Source organism: Nocardia higoensis NBRC 100133 (genome assembly GCF_000308595.1).
In the GTDB taxonomy this organism is placed as follows: Bacteria; Actinomycetota; Actinomycetes; order Mycobacteriales; family Mycobacteriaceae; genus Nocardia; species Nocardia higoensis.
This window is the reverse complement of sequence record NZ_BAGA01000044.1, coordinates 1-18,672: the sequence shown is the minus strand read 5'-3', so window position 1 is coordinate 18,672 and position 18,672 is coordinate 1. Positions and strand designations below refer to the sequence as shown.

Annotated in this window: 13 protein-coding genes and 1 pseudogene; 7 read left to right on the top strand and 7 right to left on the bottom strand. The window is 70.3% G+C overall.

Annotated features, from left to right (window positions below):
* Positions 1 to 70: 70 nt before the first annotated feature.
* Both ON26_RS05150 and ON26_RS05145 read left to right on the top strand, forming a co-directional pair.
* Complete coding sequence (locus ON26_RS05150) at positions 71 to 643, top strand: isochorismatase family protein (RefSeq protein WP_040794816.1); 573 nt, start codon at positions 71 to 73, stop codon at positions 641 to 643.
* 102 nt (positions 644 to 745) lie between these two features.
* Positions 746 to 2,800 carry an ATP-dependent DNA helicase gene (locus ON26_RS05145; protein WP_040794815.1) on the top strand — a complete coding sequence of 685 codons (2,055 nt, stop codon included), beginning with the start codon at positions 746 to 748 and terminating at the stop codon, positions 2,798 to 2,800.
* 142 nt (positions 2,801 to 2,942) lie between these two features.
* Here ON26_RS05145 and ON26_RS05140 read toward each other — a convergent pair whose 3' ends face one another.
* A complete protein-coding gene (locus tag ON26_RS05140) occupies positions 2,943 to 3,950 on the bottom strand; it encodes a LacI family DNA-binding transcriptional regulator (RefSeq protein ID WP_040794814.1) in 1,008 nt (335 codons plus the stop codon).
* Between the two features lie 164 nt (positions 3,951 to 4,114).
* Here ON26_RS05140 and ON26_RS05135 point away from each other — a divergent pair, with 164 nt between their 5' ends.
* The gene (locus ON26_RS05135) at positions 4,115 to 5,287 is read left to right on the top strand and encodes an acyl-CoA dehydrogenase family protein (RefSeq protein WP_040794813.1); all 1,173 of its coding nucleotides are present in this window, start codon (positions 4,115 to 4,117) and stop codon (positions 5,285 to 5,287) included.
* Positions 5,284 to 6,432, top strand: coding sequence for a CaiB/BaiF CoA transferase family protein (locus ON26_RS05130; protein WP_040794812.1), 1,149 nt, complete (start codon positions 5,284 to 5,286; stop codon positions 6,430 to 6,432). The genes ON26_RS05135 and ON26_RS05130 overlap by 4 nt, the downstream gene beginning before the upstream one ends.
* Here the strand turns inward: ON26_RS05130 and ON26_RS05125 are convergent.
* Together ON26_RS05125 and glgP are read right to left on the bottom strand one after the other, a co-directional pair.
* A complete protein-coding gene (locus ON26_RS05125) occupies positions 6,421 to 7,782 on the bottom strand; it encodes an NCS2 family permease (RefSeq protein ID WP_040794811.1) in 1,362 nt (453 codons plus the stop codon). The genes ON26_RS05130 and ON26_RS05125 overlap by 12 nt on opposite strands.
* Before the next feature lie 138 nt (positions 7,783 to 7,920).
* Positions 7,921 to 10,488, bottom strand: a complete 2,568-nt coding sequence (gene glgP / locus ON26_RS05120) for an alpha-glucan family phosphorylase (RefSeq protein ID WP_040794810.1) — start codon at positions 10,486 to 10,488, stop codon at positions 7,921 to 7,923.
* Between the two features lie 111 nt (positions 10,489 to 10,599).
* Between glgP and ON26_RS05115 the strand changes: the two genes are divergently transcribed.
* Together ON26_RS05115 and glgB are read left to right on the top strand one after the other, a co-directional pair.
* Positions 10,600 to 12,603, top strand: coding sequence for an alpha-1,4-glucan--maltose-1-phosphate maltosyltransferase (locus ON26_RS05115; protein ID WP_040794849.1), 2,004 nt, complete (start codon positions 10,600 to 10,602; stop codon positions 12,601 to 12,603).
* 167 nt (positions 12,604 to 12,770) lie between these two features.
* Entirely contained in the window at positions 12,771 to 14,909 is a 2,139-nt protein-coding gene (gene glgB / locus ON26_RS05110; protein WP_083883745.1) for a 1,4-alpha-glucan branching protein GlgB, read from the top strand.
* A 148-nt stretch (positions 14,910 to 15,057) separates the two neighbouring features.
* On the opposite strand, the gene ON26_RS05105 is transcribed toward glgB, so the two are convergent.
* The 3 genes from ON26_RS05105 to ON26_RS05095 all read right to left on the bottom strand — a co-directional run bounded on the left by ON26_RS05105 (position 15,058) and on the right by ON26_RS05095 (position 17,530).
* Positions 15,058 to 15,915, bottom strand: a complete 858-nt coding sequence (locus ON26_RS05105) for a tetratricopeptide repeat protein (protein WP_040794809.1) — start codon at positions 15,913 to 15,915, stop codon at positions 15,058 to 15,060.
* 99 nt (positions 15,916 to 16,014) lie between these two features.
* The gene (locus tag ON26_RS05100) at positions 16,015 to 16,419 is read right to left on the bottom strand and encodes a DUF3817 domain-containing protein (protein WP_040794808.1); all 405 of its coding nucleotides are present in this window, start codon (positions 16,417 to 16,419) and stop codon (positions 16,015 to 16,017) included.
* Positions 16,420 to 16,540: 121 nt separating this feature from the next.
* Positions 16,541 to 17,530, bottom strand: a complete 990-nt coding sequence (locus ON26_RS05095) for a helix-turn-helix transcriptional regulator (RefSeq protein WP_040794807.1) — start codon at positions 17,528 to 17,530, stop codon at positions 16,541 to 16,543.
* Positions 17,531 to 17,623: 93 nt separating this feature from the next.
* Between ON26_RS05095 and ON26_RS05090 the strand changes: the two genes are divergently transcribed.
* A complete protein-coding gene (locus ON26_RS05090) occupies positions 17,624 to 18,022 on the top strand; it encodes a VOC family protein (protein ID WP_040794847.1) in 399 nt (132 codons plus the stop codon).
* Positions 18,023 to 18,246: 224 nt separating this feature from the next.
* Here the strand turns inward: ON26_RS05090 and ON26_RS05085 are convergent.
* Positions 18,247 to 18,672, bottom strand: a pseudogene (locus ON26_RS05085) (acetyl-CoA C-acyltransferase); the annotation flags it as partial.

The window sequence follows — 18,672 nt, the reverse complement described above, 5'->3', positions numbered from 1 at the left end:
ACGAGTTCGCCTCGGCCGCACGCCGAATGATGCGCGAGACGGTCCCGACCGGCGCGGGTAATCTCGGTGCATGAACCGGGCGCTCATCATCGTCGACGTGCAGAACGACTTCTGCGAGGGCGGCTCACTGGCGGTCGCCGGCGGCGCGGCCGTGGCCGGGCGGATCAACGAACACCTCGCCGGGCGCGAGTACGCCGCGGTGGTGGCCACCCGCGACCACCACATCGATCCGGGCGCGCACTTCTCCGAGACGCCCGATTACATCGACAGCTGGCCGCCGCACTGCCGGGTGGGCACGCCGGGCGCGCGGTTCCACCCCGACCTGGACACCACCCCGGTCCAGGAAATCTTCTCCAAGGGCGAATACGCCGCCGCCTATTCGGGTTTCGAGGGCGCGGCCGCGGACGGCAGCTCGCTCACCGACTGGCTGCGCGCCCGTGACATCGAGGCGGTGGACGTGGTCGGCATCGCCACCGACCACTGCGTGCGCGCCACCGCACTGGACGCCCGGGCGGCCGGATTCGGGACCCGGGTACTGCTCGACCTGACCGCGGGCGTCGCCCCGGAAACCGTGGATCGCGCGCTGGCCGAACTGCGCGCGGCCGGGGTGGAACTCGACGGGGCGGTGCCGGGCAGCCGCTAGCGCCTCGACGGGGCACGAGGGCGCGGGCCGGGACAGCGCGGTCGGCACCGGTGTCCGGCGAGACGGCCGGTCGGTGTCGGTGCCGGGCAGTAGGCTGCTCGCGTGCCCGAACTGCCTCCCACCTCGGAACTGCTGACCACCGCTGTGCGCGCGCTCGGAGGTAAGGAGCGTTCCGGGCAGGTGTCGATGGCCTCGGCCGTCGACCACGCCATCGACACCAAGCGGCATCTGGCCGTGCAGGCGGGCACCGGCACCGGTAAGTCGCTGGCCTACCTGGTGCCCAGCCTGCGCCACGCGGTCCGCACCGGCCGCACCGTGGTGGTCTCCACCGCGACCATCGCGCTGCAACGCCAGCTGGTCGATCGCGACCTGCCGCGGCTGTCCGAGGCGCTGGCGAAGCCGCTCGGCCGCCCGGCGCGCTTCGCGATCCTGAAGGGCCGCAACAACTATCTGTGCCTCAACAAGATCAACAGCGTGATTCCCGAGGAGCCCGCCGAGGCCGAACTCTTCGACGCCTTCGCCATCTCCCGGCTCGGCCGCGAGGTGCAGCGCCTCAACGAATGGGCCTCCGACACCGAGACCGGCGACCGGGACGATCTCGCCCCCGGCGTCAGCGATCGGGCGTGGCGGCAGGTCAGCGTGTCCTCGCGGGAGTGCCTGGGCAAATCGCGCTGCCAGTTCGGCCAGGACTGCTACGCCGAGCGGGCCCGCGCCGAGGGCGCGCAGGCCGATGTGGTGGTCACCAATCACGCGCTGCTGGCCATCGACGCCATCAGCGGCATCCAGATCCTGCCCGAACACGATGTCGTCGTCATCGACGAGGCACACGAACTGGTCGACCGGGTCACCGGCGTGGCCACCGCCGAGCTGTCGGCGGCCGGGATCAGCGCCGCCGCCCGCCGCTGCGCGAAACTCGTCGACGACCGCGAAGTCGACCGGCTCGAGGGCGCGGCCGAAGCCTGGCACGAGTTGCTCGACGAACTGCCGCCCGCCCGCTGGGACCGGCTCCCCGAGGGCGCGGCCCAGACCCTGGCGCTGGTGCGCGACGCCGCGTGGAACGCCCGCACCGAACTCGCGCCGCCGGGCGGCACGCAGGCGCAGGGCGATCCGGACAGCGCCGCGGCCCGCACCTTCGCCGTGGCCGCCGTCGAAGAGGTGCACGACGCCGCGGTGCGCGCGCTGACCTCCTTCGACGAGCCCGACCCGGCCGCCCGCCGCGATGTCGTCTGGCTGTCCGCGGAGGAGTCCAAGACCGGGGTGGCGCGCAAGACGCTGCGCATGGCGCCGCTGTCGGTCGGCGGATTGCTGCGCTCGCGGCTGTTCGGCGCCTCGACCGTCGTGCTGACCTCGGCGACCCTGCAGATCGGCGGCTCCTTCGACAGCCTCGCGGTCACCTGGGGGCTGCCCGCGCAGTCCGGCGACAAGGTCGATCCGGCCACCGCCAACGGCGCGACCGCCCCGTCGGACTCCGGACCGGTCCACTGGGACGGCCTCGACGTCGGCTCGCCGTTCGATCACGCGAAGTCGGGCATTCTCTATGTCGCCAAACATCTTCCACCGCCCGGTCGGGACGGCCTGCCGCCCGCCTATCTCGACGAGATCGAGCGGCTGATCGACGCCGCGGGCGGTCGCACGCTCGGACTGTTCTCCTCGATGCGCGCGGCGAAGGCCGCCGCCGAGGCCATGCGCCAGCGGTTGAGCACCCCGGTGCTGTGCCAGGGCGACGACTCGACCGGCGCGCTGGTGCGCAAGTTCGCCGACGACCCGGAGACCTCGCTGTTCGGCACTCTGTCGCTGTGGCAGGGCGTCGACGTGCCCGGCCCTTCGCTGAGTCTGGTGATCCTGGACCGCATTCCGTTCCCCCGCCCGGACGATCCGCTGCTGGCGGCCCGGCAGCGCGCGGTCGAATCTCGCGGCGGCAACGGCTTTCTCGCGGTCGCCGCCAACCATGCGGCCCTGCTGCTCGCCCAGGGCACCGGCCGGCTGCTGCGCAGTGTCGACGATCGCGGCGTGATCGCGGTCCTCGATTCCCGCCTGGCCACCGCTCGCTACGGCGGCTATCTGCGAGCCACCCTGCCGCCGTATTGGGAGACCGCCGATCCGGAGGTCGTGGCAAAGGCGTTGCGCCGCCTCACAACCGAGGCCGCCTCGTTATGATCCGGCACACAAACCGACCACGCTAGTTCTGTTCGAAACTACATTGAGCACCGATACAGCGGTGGAAACCCCAATTCCCCCACCGGCGTATCCGGTCCCCGCGCCAAGCCCTGCACGCGGCGCGGGGACCACTCGAGAGGAATCAGCTGCTCCCCCGCACCACCAATTCGACCGGTAGCCGCACCGACTCGACCTGCTTGCCCTGCAGCAGTTCCAGCACCACACGCACCGCCGTGACGCCGATATCGCGCGCGGGCGAGCGCACCGTGGTCAGCGGCACCGGCAACTGCGCCACGATCGGGATGTCGTTGTAGCCGACCAGCGCGATGTCGCCGGGCACGGCCAAGCCCAGATCCCTGGCCACGCCGAGCACGCCGACGGCGATGGTGTCGGTGACAGCGAAGATCGCCCGTGGCCGATCCGGCCGGTCCAGCAGTTCCCGGCCCGCCGCGACGCCGCCGGCCACGTCGAAGGTCGAGGGCACGATCCTGTTCGGCGGCAGCGTGATCGACGCCTCGGCCAGCGCGCCGACGAATCCCTCGACGCGATCGCGGGCGGTGGTCGCATGGCCGGGACCCGCGATCACCGCGAGGTCCCGATATCCGCGGTCGACGAGATGACGTGCCGCCAGCGCGCCACCGTGCCGATCGTCACCACCGACGAACGGCAGCCCGGCATCGGCATGGCGGGTGACGGTCAGTATCGGCAGCGGGCCCACCGCGAGCGACTCGACGAAGGGCCGCCCCGGCGCGTGCAGACTGCTGAGCAGCAGGCCGTCCACCTGCCTGCCGGAGAGCAACTCGATCGCACGGCGCTGGGCCTCCGGATCGTCGGGCGGGCTGGACAGCAGCACCGAGTATCCGGCGCGGGTGGCCGCCTCCTCGATGCCCTGATAGGTCGTGGCGACGACGCCGTCGGTCAAGCGCGGCATGACCACACCGAGGGTCGTCGTCTTGCGGGTGCGCAGGCTGGCCGCCCACAGATTGGGCTGGTAGCCGAGTTCGGCGGCGACCTCGCGCACCCGCAGCGCCGACGCGGACCAACCGTCCACCGGCTCCGGTTGACGCAGCACCCGGGAAGCGGTGGAGATGTGCACACCCGCCCGTTCGGCGATTTCCTTGAGGGTCGGCGCCCGCGAGGGTCGAGGCATGTTCCGGCTGGTCCTTCTGGGCTGTTCGTCGAGGCAGTCGACGGGTAAACGGCATTTGACGAAGTGGCGATCAAGCCATACCCTACTGCACGCAAACGTTCTCGCAATCGTTATTGCAAACGTTCTCGATTATCGACGACCTTGCTGCCGCACCCGGAGGAATCGTGTCCAAGCCCCAGACCCTGACCCAGCTGTTCGCCCTCGACTCGCTGCTCGAGCCCGAGGAGATCGCCATCCGCGACACCGTGCGCAAGTTCGGCGAGGAGCGGATCCGCCCGCACATCGCCGAGTGGTTCGAGAAGGCGCAGCTGCCCGCCCGTGAGCTCGCCGTGGAACTGGGCGGACTGGGCGTGCTGGGCATGCACCTGGAGGGCTACGACTGCGCGGGCATGAGCGCGACCGCCTACGGTCTGGCCTGCCTCGAGCTCGAGGCCATCGACTCGGGTATCCGCAGCCTCGTCTCCGTGCAGGGTTCGCTGGCGATGTTCTCCATCCACCACTGGGGCAGCGAGGAGCAGAAGCAGGAGTGGCTGCCGCGGATGGCCGCGGGCACGGCCATCGGCTGCTTCGGCCTGACCGAGCCCGACTTCGGCTCCAATCCGTCCGGCATGCGCACCCACGCCAAGCGCGACGGTGACGACTGGATCCTCAACGGCACCAAGATGTGGATCACCAACGGCTCGATCGCCGATGTGGCCGTGGTGTGGGCGCAGACCGAAGACGGCGTGCGCGGCTTCGTCGTCCCGACCGACACCCCCGGCTTCTCGGCCCCCGAGATCCACGCGAAGCTGTCGCTGCGCGCCTCGGTGACCTCCGAACTGGTGCTCGACGGGGTGCGCCTGCCCGCCTCGGCGATGCTGCCGAAGGCCAAGGGTCTGCGCGGCCCGCTCACCGCGCTGAACGAAGCCCGTTTCGGCATCGCCTTCGGCGCGCTCGGCGCCGCCCGCGACTGCCTGGAGACCGCGATCGACTACGCGCAGTCCCGCGAGGTGTTCGACAAGCCGCTGGCCTCCTACCAGCTGACCCAGGCCAAGCTGGCCGACATGGCGCTGGAACTCGGCAAGGGCCACCTGCTGGCCTACCATCTCGGCCGCATCAAGGACCGCCACGAGATCACCCCGGAGCAGATCAGCACCGGCAAGCTCAACAGCGTGCGCGAGGCCATCGCCATCGCCCGGGAATGCCGGACCATCCTGGGCGCCAACGGCATCACCCTCGAGTACCCGGTCATCCGGCACGCCAACAACCTCGAGTCCGTGCTGACCTACGAGGGCACCTCGGAGATGCACCAGCTCTCCATCGGCAAGGCACTGACCGGCCAGGCGGCCTTCCGGTGACAGGCGCCCTCGACGGGCTGGTGATCGCCGACTTCGGTCGCGTGCTCGCCGGCCCCTACGCCACGATGCTGCTCGCCGACCTCGGCGCCGAGGTCGTCAAGATCGAACGTCCCGGCGCCGGCGACGACACCCGGCACTGGGGACCGCCCTGGGTCGGCGAGGAATCCACCTATTTCCTCGGGGTGAACCGCAACAAGCAGTCCGCCGCGCTCGACCTGTCCGATCCCGGTGATCTCGACGCCGCGCGCGCCCTCGCGGCCCGCGCCGACGTGGTGGTCGAGAACTTCCTGCCGGGCGCCCTCGACCGGCTCGGCCTCGGCTACGAGCAGGTACGCGAGATCAATCCCGATGTCGTGTACTGCTCGATCACCGGATTCGGCCGCGACAACGTGCTGCCCGGCTACGACCTACTGATCCAGGCGGTCGGCGGTCTGATGAGCATCACCGGGCCGGACCCGCAGACGCCCACCAAGGTCGGGGTCGCCATGGTCGACATCATCACCGGCATGCATGCCGCCCTCGGCATCCTCGCGGCGCTGCGCCATCGCGACCGCACCGGCGAGGGGCAGCGGGTCGAGGTGGACCTGCTCTCGTCGCTGCTGTCCGCACTGGCCAACCAATCCTCGGCCTATGTCGGCGCCGGGGTGGTACCGGTGGCGATGGGCAACCGGCACCCGAGCATCGCGCCCTACGAGGTGTTCCAGGCCGCCGACCGGCCGCTGATCCTGGCGGTGGGCAACGACCGGCAGTTCGCGTCGCTGACCGAGGTGCTCGGGGCACCGGAACTCGCCGGTGACGCGCGGTTCGCCACCAACACCTCCCGAGTCGCCCATCGCGAGGAACTGAAAAAGATCCTCGACGACCTGCTGGCGAAGGACACCGCCGACGCCTGGGCCGACGCGCTGTCCGCGGCCCGGGTGCCGTCCGGCCCGGTCAACGACATCGCCGGGGCCGTGGCGTTCGCGCAACGGCTCGGGCTGGATCCGGTGGTGACGATCGACGATCCCCGCCGGGACGCGCCGATCCGGCAGATCGCCAATCCGATCAAACTGAGCGCGACGCCGGCGACCTACCGCTCGGCCCCGCCGAGACTCGGTGAGTCCACCGAGTCCGTGACGCGGGCGAGCGGCGCCTCACTCCGCTAGGAAGAAGAAGTAGCCGAGGAAGATCACCAGCAGGCCCCACATCACCGGGTGCACTTCCCGGAACCGGCCACGGGCGGTCATCACGATCGGATAGAAGATCATGCCCAGCGCCAGACCGTTGGCGATCGAATAGGTCAGCGGCATGATCACCACGGTGATGAACGCCGGGATCGCGAACTCGAATTCGTGCCACTCGATCTCGCCGAGCGAGCGGGCCATCAGTACGCCGACCACGATGAGGGCGGGCGCGGTCACCTCCCCCGCGCTCGCCACCACCGTGAAGATCGGGTAGCAGAACATCGCCACCAGAAACCATCCCGCGGTGGTCACGGCGGTCAGTCCGGTGCGCCCGCCCGAGCTGACACCGGCCGTGGACTCCACATAGGCGGTGGTCGTCGAGGTGCCGATGACCGCACCGGCGGCCGTGCCCACCGAATCGGCGGCGAAGGCCTGCATCGCGCGCGGCAGCTTGCCTTCGGTCGTCAGCAGCCCGGCCTGCTTGGCCACACCGATCAGGGTGCCGGAAGCGTCGAAGAAGTCGACGAACAACATCGTGAGGATCACGATCGCCATCTGCCCGGTGAAGGCATCGGGCAGATGGATGATCGCCTGACCGAAGGTGTCCTCCAGACCGCGCGGCAGGGCGAACACGCCGTCGGGTAGATCCACCAGTCCGGTCACGACGCCGAGCAGCGCGGTCAGCACGATGCCGTAGAGGACCGCGCCGTGCCAGCCCTTGACCAGGAAGATCACCGTAACCAGCAGACCGAACAGGGCCAGCATCGTGCGCGGCTCGGTGAAATCGCCCAGCTTGACGAAGGTGGCGTCGCTGGCCACCACGATGCCGGCGTTCTTGAACCCGAGGAACGCCACGAACAGGCCGATGCCCGCGCCGACGGCGAGCTTGAGCTGCAACGGAATCGCGTCGAGGATCCGCTCGCGCACCTTGGTGACGGCGAGCACGAAGAAGATGACGCCGGACAGGAACGTGCCCGACAGCGCGACCTGCCAGGGAATGCCCATCCCCAGCACCACCGAGAACGCGAAGAACGCGTTGAGACCCATACCCGGCGCGAGCGCGATCGGATACCGGGCCCACAGGCCCATCACCAGTGTGCCGAACACCGCCGCCACCGCGGTCGCGGTGAACACCGCCTGCATCGGGATGCCCTGCTCGCCCAGCGCTCCCTGGTCGCCGAGGACACTCGGGTTGACGGCCAGGATGTAGGACATCGCCAGGAAGGTGATCGTGCCCGCCATGATCTCGCGGCGGTAGTTCGATCCGTTCTCGGTGACGCCGAAGTAGCTGTCGATGCGACCCGGGCCGCTGGGCCGCGTCTCGGTTGCCATGGCGGTTCTCCGGTCGTGGTGAGGGATTGGTGGCCCCAGCGACGTTAGCGGAGAATTATCCGGCGCCCGCGCCCACCCGACCGCACTCGTGACGGCCCTCACCAGGGCGATCACGAATGCGGCCGGTCGCGAACTGGCTCAGGGCGCGGCGACCAGCCCCAGCTCGGCGTCCGAGGCCAGCAACGGGTGACGCGGCAGCACCCGCACCGTGTAGCCGACCGCACCCGACAGCGACAGCGGCGTCTGCACGGTGAAAACATCTGTGCCGGAATCGTTTCCGATGTGCGTCATCTCGACGGTGGTCACCTCGCCGAGGTCGTCGCCCGCCGTCACCCGGCCCAGGACCGCCTGCACCACCACATCGTCGACCGCGAGACCGCCCAGATCCACCCGCGCGGTCAGCGACAGCGGTGCGCCGATGACCGGAGTGTCGGGCAGACCCGCGCTGTCCACCTGCACCACTTTGATCGCACCCCAGGCTCCCTCGACCCGTCTGCGGTACTCGGCGAGCGCGCGCGCCCCGGCGAAATCGTCGGCGCTCACCCGCCGGTACGCCGCCGCCGCCGGCGCGTAGTACTCCACGGCGTAGTCGCGCACCATGCGCGAGGCCGGTACCTTCGGCCCCAGTGTCTGCAGCGTGTGGCGCACCATCTCCACCCAGCGCACCGGCAGCCCGGCGGCGTCCCGATCGTAGAAACGCGGAGCCACTGCCCGCTCGAACAGGTCGTAGAGCGCGCCCGCCTCGAGGTCGTCGCGGCGTTGCTCGTCACGCACGCCGTCGGCGGTGGGGATCGCCCAGCCGTTCTCGCCGTCGTACATCTCGTCCCACCAGCCGTCGCGGATGGACAGGTTGAGGCCGCCGTTGAGCGCCGACTTCATGCCCGAGGTGCCGCACGCCTCCAGCGGGCGCAGCGGATTGTTCAGCCACACATCGCAACCCCAGTACAGATAGCGGGCCATCGACATGTCGTAGTCGGGCAGGAAGACGATGCGATGGCGCAGCTCCGGATCGTCGGCGAAGCGCACGACCTGCTGGATCAGCGCCTTGCCGCCGTCGTCGGCCGGGTGGCTCTTGCCCGCGACCACCAGCTGCACCGGACGCTGCGGGTCCAGCAGCAGCGCGCGCAGCCGCTCGGGATCGCGCAGCATCAGGGTCAGCCGCTTGTAGGTCGGCACCCGGCGCGCGAAGCCGACGGTGAGCACGTCCGGGTCGAAGACATCGTCGATCCAGCCCAGTTCGGCTTCGGCGGCGCCGCGTTCGAGCCACGAGGCGCGCAACCGGCGCCGTACCTCCGCGACCAGCGTCGCGCGCAGGGTGTTGCGGGTGGACCACAGCTCGCCGAGGTCGATCTCGCGCAGTTTCTCCCAGCCGCGCCCCTCCTCGGCCAGCTCGGGACCGACGAGTTCGCGCGCCTTCTCCACCCATTCCCTGGCCGCCCAGGTGGGCGCGTGCACGCCGTTGGTGACCGAGCCGATCGGCACCTCCTCGGGATCGAAACCCGGTGAGAGCGCGGCGAACATGCCCCGGCTCACCTCGCCGTGCAGACGCGAGACGCCGTTGGCGCGCTGCGCCAGCCGCAGGCCCATGTGCGCCATGTTGTAGACCGAGGGATCCGCCTCGCGACCGAGCGCCAGGATGCGGTCAACCGAAAGCCCGGGCAGCAACGCCGATTCCGCCTCGCCGTGCGCACCGCCGAAGTAGCGGCGCACCATCGGCATCGGGAACCGGTCGATGCCCGCGGGCACCGGGGTGTGCGTGGTGAACACCGTCGCCGCCCGCACCACGGTCAGCGCGGTGTCGAAATCCATCCCACCCGCCACGTACTCGCGGATGCGCTCCACGCCGAGGAAGCCCGCGTGGCCCTCGTTCATGTGGAAGACCTCCGGATCCGGCAGCCCTTCGGCGCGGGTGAAGGCACGCACCGCCCGCACCCCGCCGATACCGGCCAGGATCTCCTGCTTGATGCGATGATCCTGGTCGCCGCCGTAGAGCCGGTCCGTCACCGCACGCAGGTCCGCGTCGTTCTCGGCGATATCGGAGTCGAGCAGCAGCAGCGGCACCCGGCCGACTTGGGCGATCCACACCCGCGCGCGCAGCACCCGGCCGTCGGGCATGGCCACGTGCACCAGCACCGCCGAACCCTCGCTGGTCAGCAGGCGCAGCGGCAGCCCCTGCGGATCGAGCGACGGATAGTGCTCGATCTGCCAGCCGTCGGCCGACAGCGACTGCCGGAAGTAGCCGGAGCGGTACAGCAGTCCCACGCCGATCAGCGGCAGGCCCAGGTCGGAGGCGGCCTTGAGATGGTCGCCCGCCAGGATGCCCAGGCCGCCGGAGTAGTTGGGCAGCACTTCGCTGACGCCGAACTCCATCGAGAAATAGGCGATGCCCGAGACCCCGTCCTCGCGGCCCTGCCGCTGGAACCAGGTCGCCGCGCCCAGGTAGTCCCGCAGGTCGGCGGCGGCGGCGTCGACCTGCGCGAGGAAACCGGGATCGGCGGCGAGTTCGTCGAGGCGGGCCGCGGGCACCTCGCCGAGGATCCGCACCGGGTCGTGGCCGACCTCGCGCCACAGCCGCGGGTCGATCGCGGCGAACACGTCCTGCGTCGGCGGATGCCAGGACCACCGCAGATTCGTGGACAGCTCACCCAGGGCCGCCAGACGCTCGGGCAGATGAGCACGGACAGTGAACCGACGCAATGCCTTCACCGGCAGTACCCTACACGGACCCCGGAACCCGCGCCGACCACGAAACAACGCCTCAACAGGCACGACAGCCACACCCGTCGTCGTCGAAGATCGTCCAGTAGGTTGGTGCACGTGACCGGCCGCATCGCCATCGATGACACTGCCCCCTCGATCCCCGGCGGCCGCCCGGCCAAGGCTGTGGTGGGCGAGGTGTTCCCGGTGCGCGCCGTGGTGTGGCGCGAGGGACACGACGCCGTCTCGGCGAACCTGACCGTGCGCGCCCCCGGCGCGAACCGGCCGACCCGCATCAGGATGACGCCCGCCGCCGAGCCCGACGTGTTCGACGCCGTCTTCGTCCCGAACGCACCGGGGCTGTGGACCGTGCGCGTCGAGGGCTGGAGCGATCCGATCGCGACCTGGCGGCACGCGGTGGAGGCCAAGCTCGCCGTCGGCCAGAGCGCCGCCGACCTGGCCAACGACCTCGAGATCGGGGCGCGGCTGTTCGAGCGTGTCGCCCAGTCGGTGCGCAAGGCGGAGTTCGAGAAGCTGCGCGCGGTCGCGACGGCGCTGCGCAGCGACGACCAGCTGCCCGCCCGGGTCGCGCCCGCCTTCGCCGAGGAGATCGCCGAGATCCTGCGGGTGAGCCCGCTGCGCGAGCTGGTGACCCGGGGCCCGGCCCATCACGTCCAGGTCGAGCGCACGCGCGCGCTCTTCGGCTCCTGGTACGAGTTCTTCCCGCGCTCCACCGGCGGCCGCGATGCCCAGGGCGAGCCCGTACACGGCACCTTCGCCACCGCCGCCGCCGAACTGCCGCGCATCGCCGGCATGGGTTTCGACGTGGTGTACCTGCCGCCGATCCATCCGATCGGCGAGGTGAACCGCAAGGGGCCCAACAACTCCCTGGTCGCCGCTCCCGGAGATGTCGGTTCCCCGTGGGCGATCGGCTCGAAGCACGGCGGCCACGACGCCGTGCATCCGGCGCTGGGCACCGAGGCGGACTTCGCGGAATTCGTCACCGCGGCCGAGCAGCTCGGCCTGGAGGTCGCCCTCGACCTGGCCCTGCAGTGCGCGCCCGACCACCCGTGGGTGACACAGCACCCGGAGTGGTTCACCACCCTGCCCGACGGCACCATCGCCTACGCCGAGAATCCGCCCAAGAAGTACCAGGACATCTACCCGATCGACTTCGACAACGACCCGGACGGCCTCTACGCCGAGATCCTGCGGGTCGTGCGGCACTGGATCGGGCTGGGCGTGAAGATCTTCCGCGTCGACAACCCGCACACCAAGCCCGCCGACTTCTGGGAGTGGCTGATCGCCGCGGTGCGCAAGGAGAACCCGGAAGTGATCTTCCTCTCCGAGGCGTTCACCCGCCCGGCCCGTCTCTACGGTCTGGCCCGGCGCGGATTCAGCCAGTCCTACACCTATTTCACCTGGCGCGTGGCCAAGTGGGAGCTCACCGAGTTCGGCAACGAACTGGCCGCCAAGGCCGACGAGGCCCGGCCGAACCTGTTCGTGAACACCCCCGACATCCTGCACGAGAGCCTGCAGCACGGCGGCCCCGGCATGTTCGCCATCCGCGCGGTACTCGCCGCGACCCTGGCCCCCACCTGGGGCGTCTACTCCGGGTACGAGCTCTTCGAGCACCAGGCCGTGCGACCGGGCAGCGAGGAGTACCTGGACTCGGAGAAGTACCAGCTGCGCCCGCGCGATTTCGCCGGCGCGCTCGAGCGCGGGGAATCACTCGAGCCCTGGCTGACCCGGCTCAACGAGATCCGCCGCGCACACCCCGCGCTGCAGCAGTTGCGCTGCCTGAACTTCCACCACGTGGACAACGACGCCCTGATCGCCTACTCCAAGTTCGATCCGATCGGCGGCGACGCGGTTCTGGTCGTCGTCAACCTGAACCCCTACGGCGCCGAGGAGGGCTTCCTCTCCCTCGACCTGCCCGCCATCGGCCGCGAATGGCACGACCATCCGGTGGTGCGCGACGAGGTCAGCGGCGAGGAATGGCACTGGGGCCAGCACAATTGGGTGCGTCTGGAGCCGGCTCGGTCGGTCGCGCACATCGTCGCCCTGCCGCCCGTTCCCGCCGCAGCCCGTGCCGCACTGGCCTACCGGAGGAGTTTGCGATGAGCGCCAAGGAGCCCGACCCGGAGACGACGACACCGGCCACCCGTGGCGGCGCGCCGGCCGCGGGCGACACCGGCTCCGGCACGAGCGGCGGCGCTGCCGAGAACTCCGGGCGCGCCGGCGCATTGCCACCTGATCGGGGCGGGCCGCTGATCGAGACCCGCGACCTCATGCTGCTGGCGGCGGGCACGCACCGCGATCCGCACACCGTGCTCGGCGCGCATCCGCACCCCGGCGGCACCGTGGTCCGGGTGCTGCGCCCGCACGCCGAGTCGGTCCACGTGCGCGTCGGCGGCGTCGACCATCCGCTCGAGTTCCTCGGCTACGACATGTTCGCCGCCGTCCTGCCCTACCCCGAGCTGATGGACTACCGGGTCGTCACGACCTACCCCGGCGGCCCGGTCGTCGTCGCCGCCGACGGCTACCGCTTCCTGCCCACGCTCGGCGAGTTCGACCTGCACCTGATCGGCGCCGGCCGCCATGAGCATCTCTGGCAGGTGCTCGGCGCGCATCCACGCCACTACGACACCCTCGACGGCCCGGTATCGGGCACCTCCTTCGCGGTGTGGGCCCCGAATGCCCGCGGCGTCACCGTGTTCGGCGACTTCGACGGCTGGAGCGGGCACACCGCTCCGCTGCGCGCGCTGGGCACCTCGGGCGTCTGGGAGGTGTTCGTCCCCGGCGCCGGTCCCGGCACCAAGTACAAGTACCGGGTGCACGGCGCGGACGGTCGCGCCGTGGACCACGCCGACCCGCTCGCCTTCGCCACCGAGGTCCCGCCGCGCACCGCCTCCGTCGTCACCGAGAGCAGCTACGCCTGGCACGACGAACAGTGGCTGGCCCGACGCGCGGCCGCCGATCCCACCCGATCGCCGATGAGCGTCTACGAAGTGCACCTGGGCTCCTGGCGGGCCGGGCTGGATTACCGGGAACTGGCGCGGCAACTGGCCGACTACGTCCGCGAGGCCGGCTACACCCACGTCGAACTGCTGCCCGTCGCCGAGCACCCGTTCGGCGGTTCCTGGGGCTACCAGGTCACCTCCTACTACGCCCCGACCGCGCGTTTCGGCACCCCCGACGATTTCCGCGCCTTCGTCGACCACCTGCACGGCGCGGGCATCGGCGTGCTGCTCGATTGGGTTCCCGCGCACTTCCCGCGCGACGAGTGGGCGCTGGCCCGCTTCGACGGCACCCCGCTCTACGAGCACGCCGACCCACGCCGCGGCGAGCAACCCGACTGGGGCACCTACGTCTTCGACTTCGGCCGCAACGAGGTCCGCAACTTCCTCATCGCCAACGCGCGCTACTGGATCGAGGAGTTCCACATCGACGGCCTGCGGGTGGACGCCGTCGCCTCGATGCTCTACCTGGACTACTCACGCGGCGGCGACTGGGAACCGAACGTCCACGGCGGCCGGGAGAACCTGGAAGCGGTCGCCTTCCTGCGCGAACTCAACGAGGTCGTGCATCGAGCACATCCGGGCGTGGTCACCATCGCCGAGGAATCCACCACCTGGCCGGGCGTGACCCGCGGCGCCGATGTCGGCGGTCTCGGTTTCACGATGAAGTGGAACATGGGCTGGATGCACGACACCCTGGGCTTCCTCGGGCGCGACCCGATCCACCGGGCCTACCACCACCACGAGATCACCTTCTCCATGGTCTACGCGTGGAGCGAGAACTACGTGCTGCCCATCAGCCACGACGAGGTGGTGCACGGCAAGGGCACGCTGTGGAGCCGGATGCCCGGCGACGACTTCGCCAAGGCCGCGGGCGTGCGGGCGCTGCTGGCCTACATGTGGGCCCATCCCGGCAAGCAACTGCTGTTCATGGGCCAGGATTTCGGCCAGTTCCGGGAGTGGTCCCACGATCGCGGCCTGGACTGGGAAGAACTCGGCAACCCCCTGCATCGCGGCATCGCCACGACGGTGCGCGACCTCAACCGCGTCTACCGGGCCACCCCCGCGCTGTGGAGCCAGGACACCACCCCCGGCGGCTACGCCTGGATCGAGGCCGACGACCGCGAGCGCAATGTCCTCGCCTTCCTGCGCTACGGCTCCGACGGCTCGGTACTGGCCTGCGTGTTCAATTTCTCCGGCTCCACGCACGGCGAGTACCGGCTCGGCCTGCCGGTCGCGGGCGAGTGGACCGAGGTGCTCAATACCGATGCCGTCGAATACGGCGGCTCGGGCATCGGCAACCTCGGCGCGGTGCACACCGAGGAGGTCCGCCGGCACGGGCGTCCGTACTCGGCGACCGTCGCCCTCGCGCCGAACACCGCCGTCTGGCTGGCCGGTCCGCACATCTGATCCCCCGCGACGTCCTCGGTTCGACGCCGCCTCGCATATCCGGCCCCGGACACAGATCCGGCAGGGCCGAAAGTTTCGGTCCTGCCGGATCGTGCACGGATTGCCGCGATGCGATCGGCCCGCCGAGGGCGATCCGCTCGAGCGGTGATCAGTACAGCGCCGCCGCGAGCCTGCGACGAGCCGCCACCACGAAGGGTTCGGCCTGATCGAAGAGCTCGAACAGTTCGAGCAGGTGGGTGCGCGCCTTGGTGCGGTCGTCGCCCGCGGTCCGCTTGACCACCGCGATCAGCCGATCGAAAGCCGCTTCCGGCTGCTGGCCGAGCAGTTCCAGATCGGCCGCGGCAATGGCGGCGTCCACATTGCCCGGATCGGCGTCGGCGGTCTCGATCGCCGACTCGGGCACCTGCTGCGCCCTGGCCAGGAACTTCAGCTGTCGCAGCGCGGCCTTGGCCTCGGTGTTGTCCGGCTCGGCGGCGAGGATCGCCTCGTAGGCGGCCTCCGCGGCCTCGAAGTCGCCGCGCTCGAGCGCGTCCTCGGCGGCGACGAAACGGGGATCCTCCTGCTCGTGCGCTTCGGCCGGGCCGCCCTCGAGCTTGCCCGCCACGGCGTCGACCACCGCGTCGAGCCACTGGCGTACCTGGGCCTCGGGCTGCGCGCCCTCGAAATCGGCCAGCGGCTGACCCGCGGCGATCGCGATCACGGTGGGGATGCCCTGCACCCGCAGCGCCTGGGCGATGCGCATATTGGCTTCGGCCTCCACCGCGGCCAGCGCCCAGGAACCGCCGTCGGCCTCGACCAGGCGCTGCAGCGTCCGCACCAGCTCGACACTGCCGGGACTGCGCTGGGAGTAGAGCGCGACGACCACCGGCACCTGCATGGAGCGGTGCAGCACCTTGGCTTCGAAATCGACTTCCGAGACGGCGTAGTCACCGCCGGGCGCCCCACCGGTGGCTCCGGAGGCGGCGGGCGGCTGCTTCAGGCTGGACAGGTCGACCGCTCCGGACATGGCGGCGGCGACTGCTGGCGAAGGACGACGTGCGGCTGGTCGAGTCACGGTTCCCAGTTTGTCACGAAGAGGCGGGTGCGGGGCAGACGACCTGATGGATCAGTCGGACACGCTTTTGGCGAGCGAGGTGGCGGACCCGACGAAGCCACCAGCCGCGTTGCCGGAATTCGCCCCGGCGGGCGCTTCGAGCTTGCCGGTTCGCTGGGCCCACACTTCGAACGCCACCGTGAAGAACGGCGGGATGCTCGACAGCAGCGCGAGGATGGTGGTCTTCCAGTTCCACTCGAACTCGCGCGCCGTGAGCAGCGTGGTGAGCAGGAACAGCACGAAGACGGCGCCGTGCGTCGGGCCGAAGATCTTCACGCCGATCTCGTTGCCCTCGGCAGGCAGGTACTTGAAGGCCATGCCGATGAGCAGACCTGCCCAGGACACGGCTTCGAGAACGGCGAACAAGCGGAACCTACCGGCGACGGTGCGCGGGTCGAAAGAGGCCATGGCCACCATTGTGCCGTATCAACTACGTACGGTCGTAGTCGTACCGGTCACACCGGACAGAACGGACATCTGCCCGGCGCGACCGGCTGCCGGACCAGATGTGCCGTCTCATGGCACCGGTTCCTCGCCGTCAGGCTTGGCGGGCGTAGGACGTGAGGCGATCGGCGAGGGCGATGACGAGGTCGCGTAGTTCATCGGGGCGCTCGATGACGAACGGCCGGTCGAGTGAGGCGAGTATCCGAGGCAACCAGTCGAGCTGCTGCGCCCGTAGCTCGACGCGCAGCCAGTGCTCGGCTGCCGGGTCCTGGCCGGCCGCGGGGTCGGGCTCCGCCAGGCTCGCGACGCCGGCGGGGAGGTGCGCGCGGATCTGCTCCACTGTCCCGTGGATCCGCAAGGTCACCTCATGCCGGTACTCGGCCGTGGCGAATCCTGACAACACCCGCTGTGCCGGACCGGGACCAACGGGCGCTTCGAATGAGCCGGGCAGGGTCCGCGCGTCTGCGATGCGATCGAGCCGGAAGGTTCGGTCCTCGTCGACCTGGGCGTCCTTGCCCGTCACGTACCACCGGCCCGCATGGGCGACGATCCCGTACGCGTGCAGGGTGCGTTCGCTGCGCCGTCCGTCGCGGTCGGTGTAGCGGACCGAGACCGGTCGGCGGTGGCGCACCGCATCGGCGATGGTGAGCAGGAGCCCGGCGTCCGGGTGGTCCAACTCGCCGGGCTGATCCGTGAAGGCGAGAGCTTCCAGCAGTGTGTCGAGCCGGCGGGCGATGTGCTTGGGCAACACCCGCCGGATCTTCGCTGACGCCGTCTCGTTTGCCGTGCGCTCCGTCGTCGTCAGCCCTGCCCGGCGGCCGGCGACCAGGCCGAGCAGCACGGCCAGCGCCTCGTCGTCGCTGAGCATGAGCGGAGGCAAGCGGTACCCGGGAGCCAGCCGGTACCCGCCGTAGCGACCGCGCACCGACTCCACGGGCACGTCCAGGTCGATCAGCTGGTCCACATACCGGCGCACAGTGCGCCCTTCGACGCCGAGACGGTCGGCGAGCTCGGCCACCGTCCGGGTGCCGCCCGACTGCAGCAACTCCAGGAGTGTCAGCACGCGGCCGGTGGGTCGTGGCATATTCGCAGCCTAACGCGAATACAGGACCGATTCTGTCCGCTATTTCTCCTAGCCTGCGAGGTGCACGCTTCCAGCACAGCCAAGGAGATTCCCATGGACTTCGTCTCGATCCGCATCATCACCAGCGACGTCGCACGCCTCGTCGAGTTCTACGAGCGAGCCACAGGGATGCAGGCGACGTGGGCCACCGAGGACTTCGCCGAACTCGAGACCACGGGCGCAACCCTCGCGATCGCCGGCACCCGCACCGTCCCGCTGTTCGCCCCGGGCTCTGCCCGCCCGGCGGACAACCACAGCGTGATCACCGAGTTCCTCGTCGACGACGTGGACCGCGTTCACCAGAACCTGACCAGCTTCGTCACCGACTTCGTCAACGAGCCCACCACGATGCCCTGGGGCAACCGGTCGCTGCTGTTCCGCGATCCCGACGGCAACCTCGTCAACTTCTTCACCCCCGTCACCCCGGAGGCCATCGAGAAGTTCGCACGCTGACGCCACGCACAGCCGCGCACGCGGGAGCCCCGAGATCCCCGGACTCCCGGTGAACGCGGCCGCCGAGTCCAGGAGCGCCACCCGCGGAGGCCGGCCACCCATCAGCCGGACCTCCGGCAGCGACCACCGCATCGTGTCCGACCGGCCACCGAAGCCGCTCGACCCGATCCCGCAGCAGCTCACCTGCGAGGACGCCGTGGAACCGACGTCCTCGGACATCACAACTAGACCTTGACGATCAGGGCGTCGCCCTGCCCGCCGCCACCGCACAGCGCGGCCGCGCCGATGCCGCCGCCGCGACGCTTCAGCTCCAGCGCCAGGTGCAGCAGGATGCGCGCGCCGGACATGCCGAGCGGGTGCCCGATGGCGATCGCGCCGCCGTTGACGTTCACCTTCGCCGGATCGATGCCCAGCTTGCGGGTCGAGGCGATGCCGACCGCCGCGAACGCCTCGTTGATCTCCACCAGATCCAGATCCGCGGGCGAGATGCCCTGCTTCGCGCAGGCCTTGGCGATGGCATTGGCGGGCTGGTCCTGCAGCGTCGAGTCCGGACCGGCCACCACGCCCGCCGCGCCGATCTCGGCGATCCAGCTCAGGCCGAGTTGCTGGGCCTTCTCCTTGCTCATCACGACCACCGCGGCCGCGCCGTC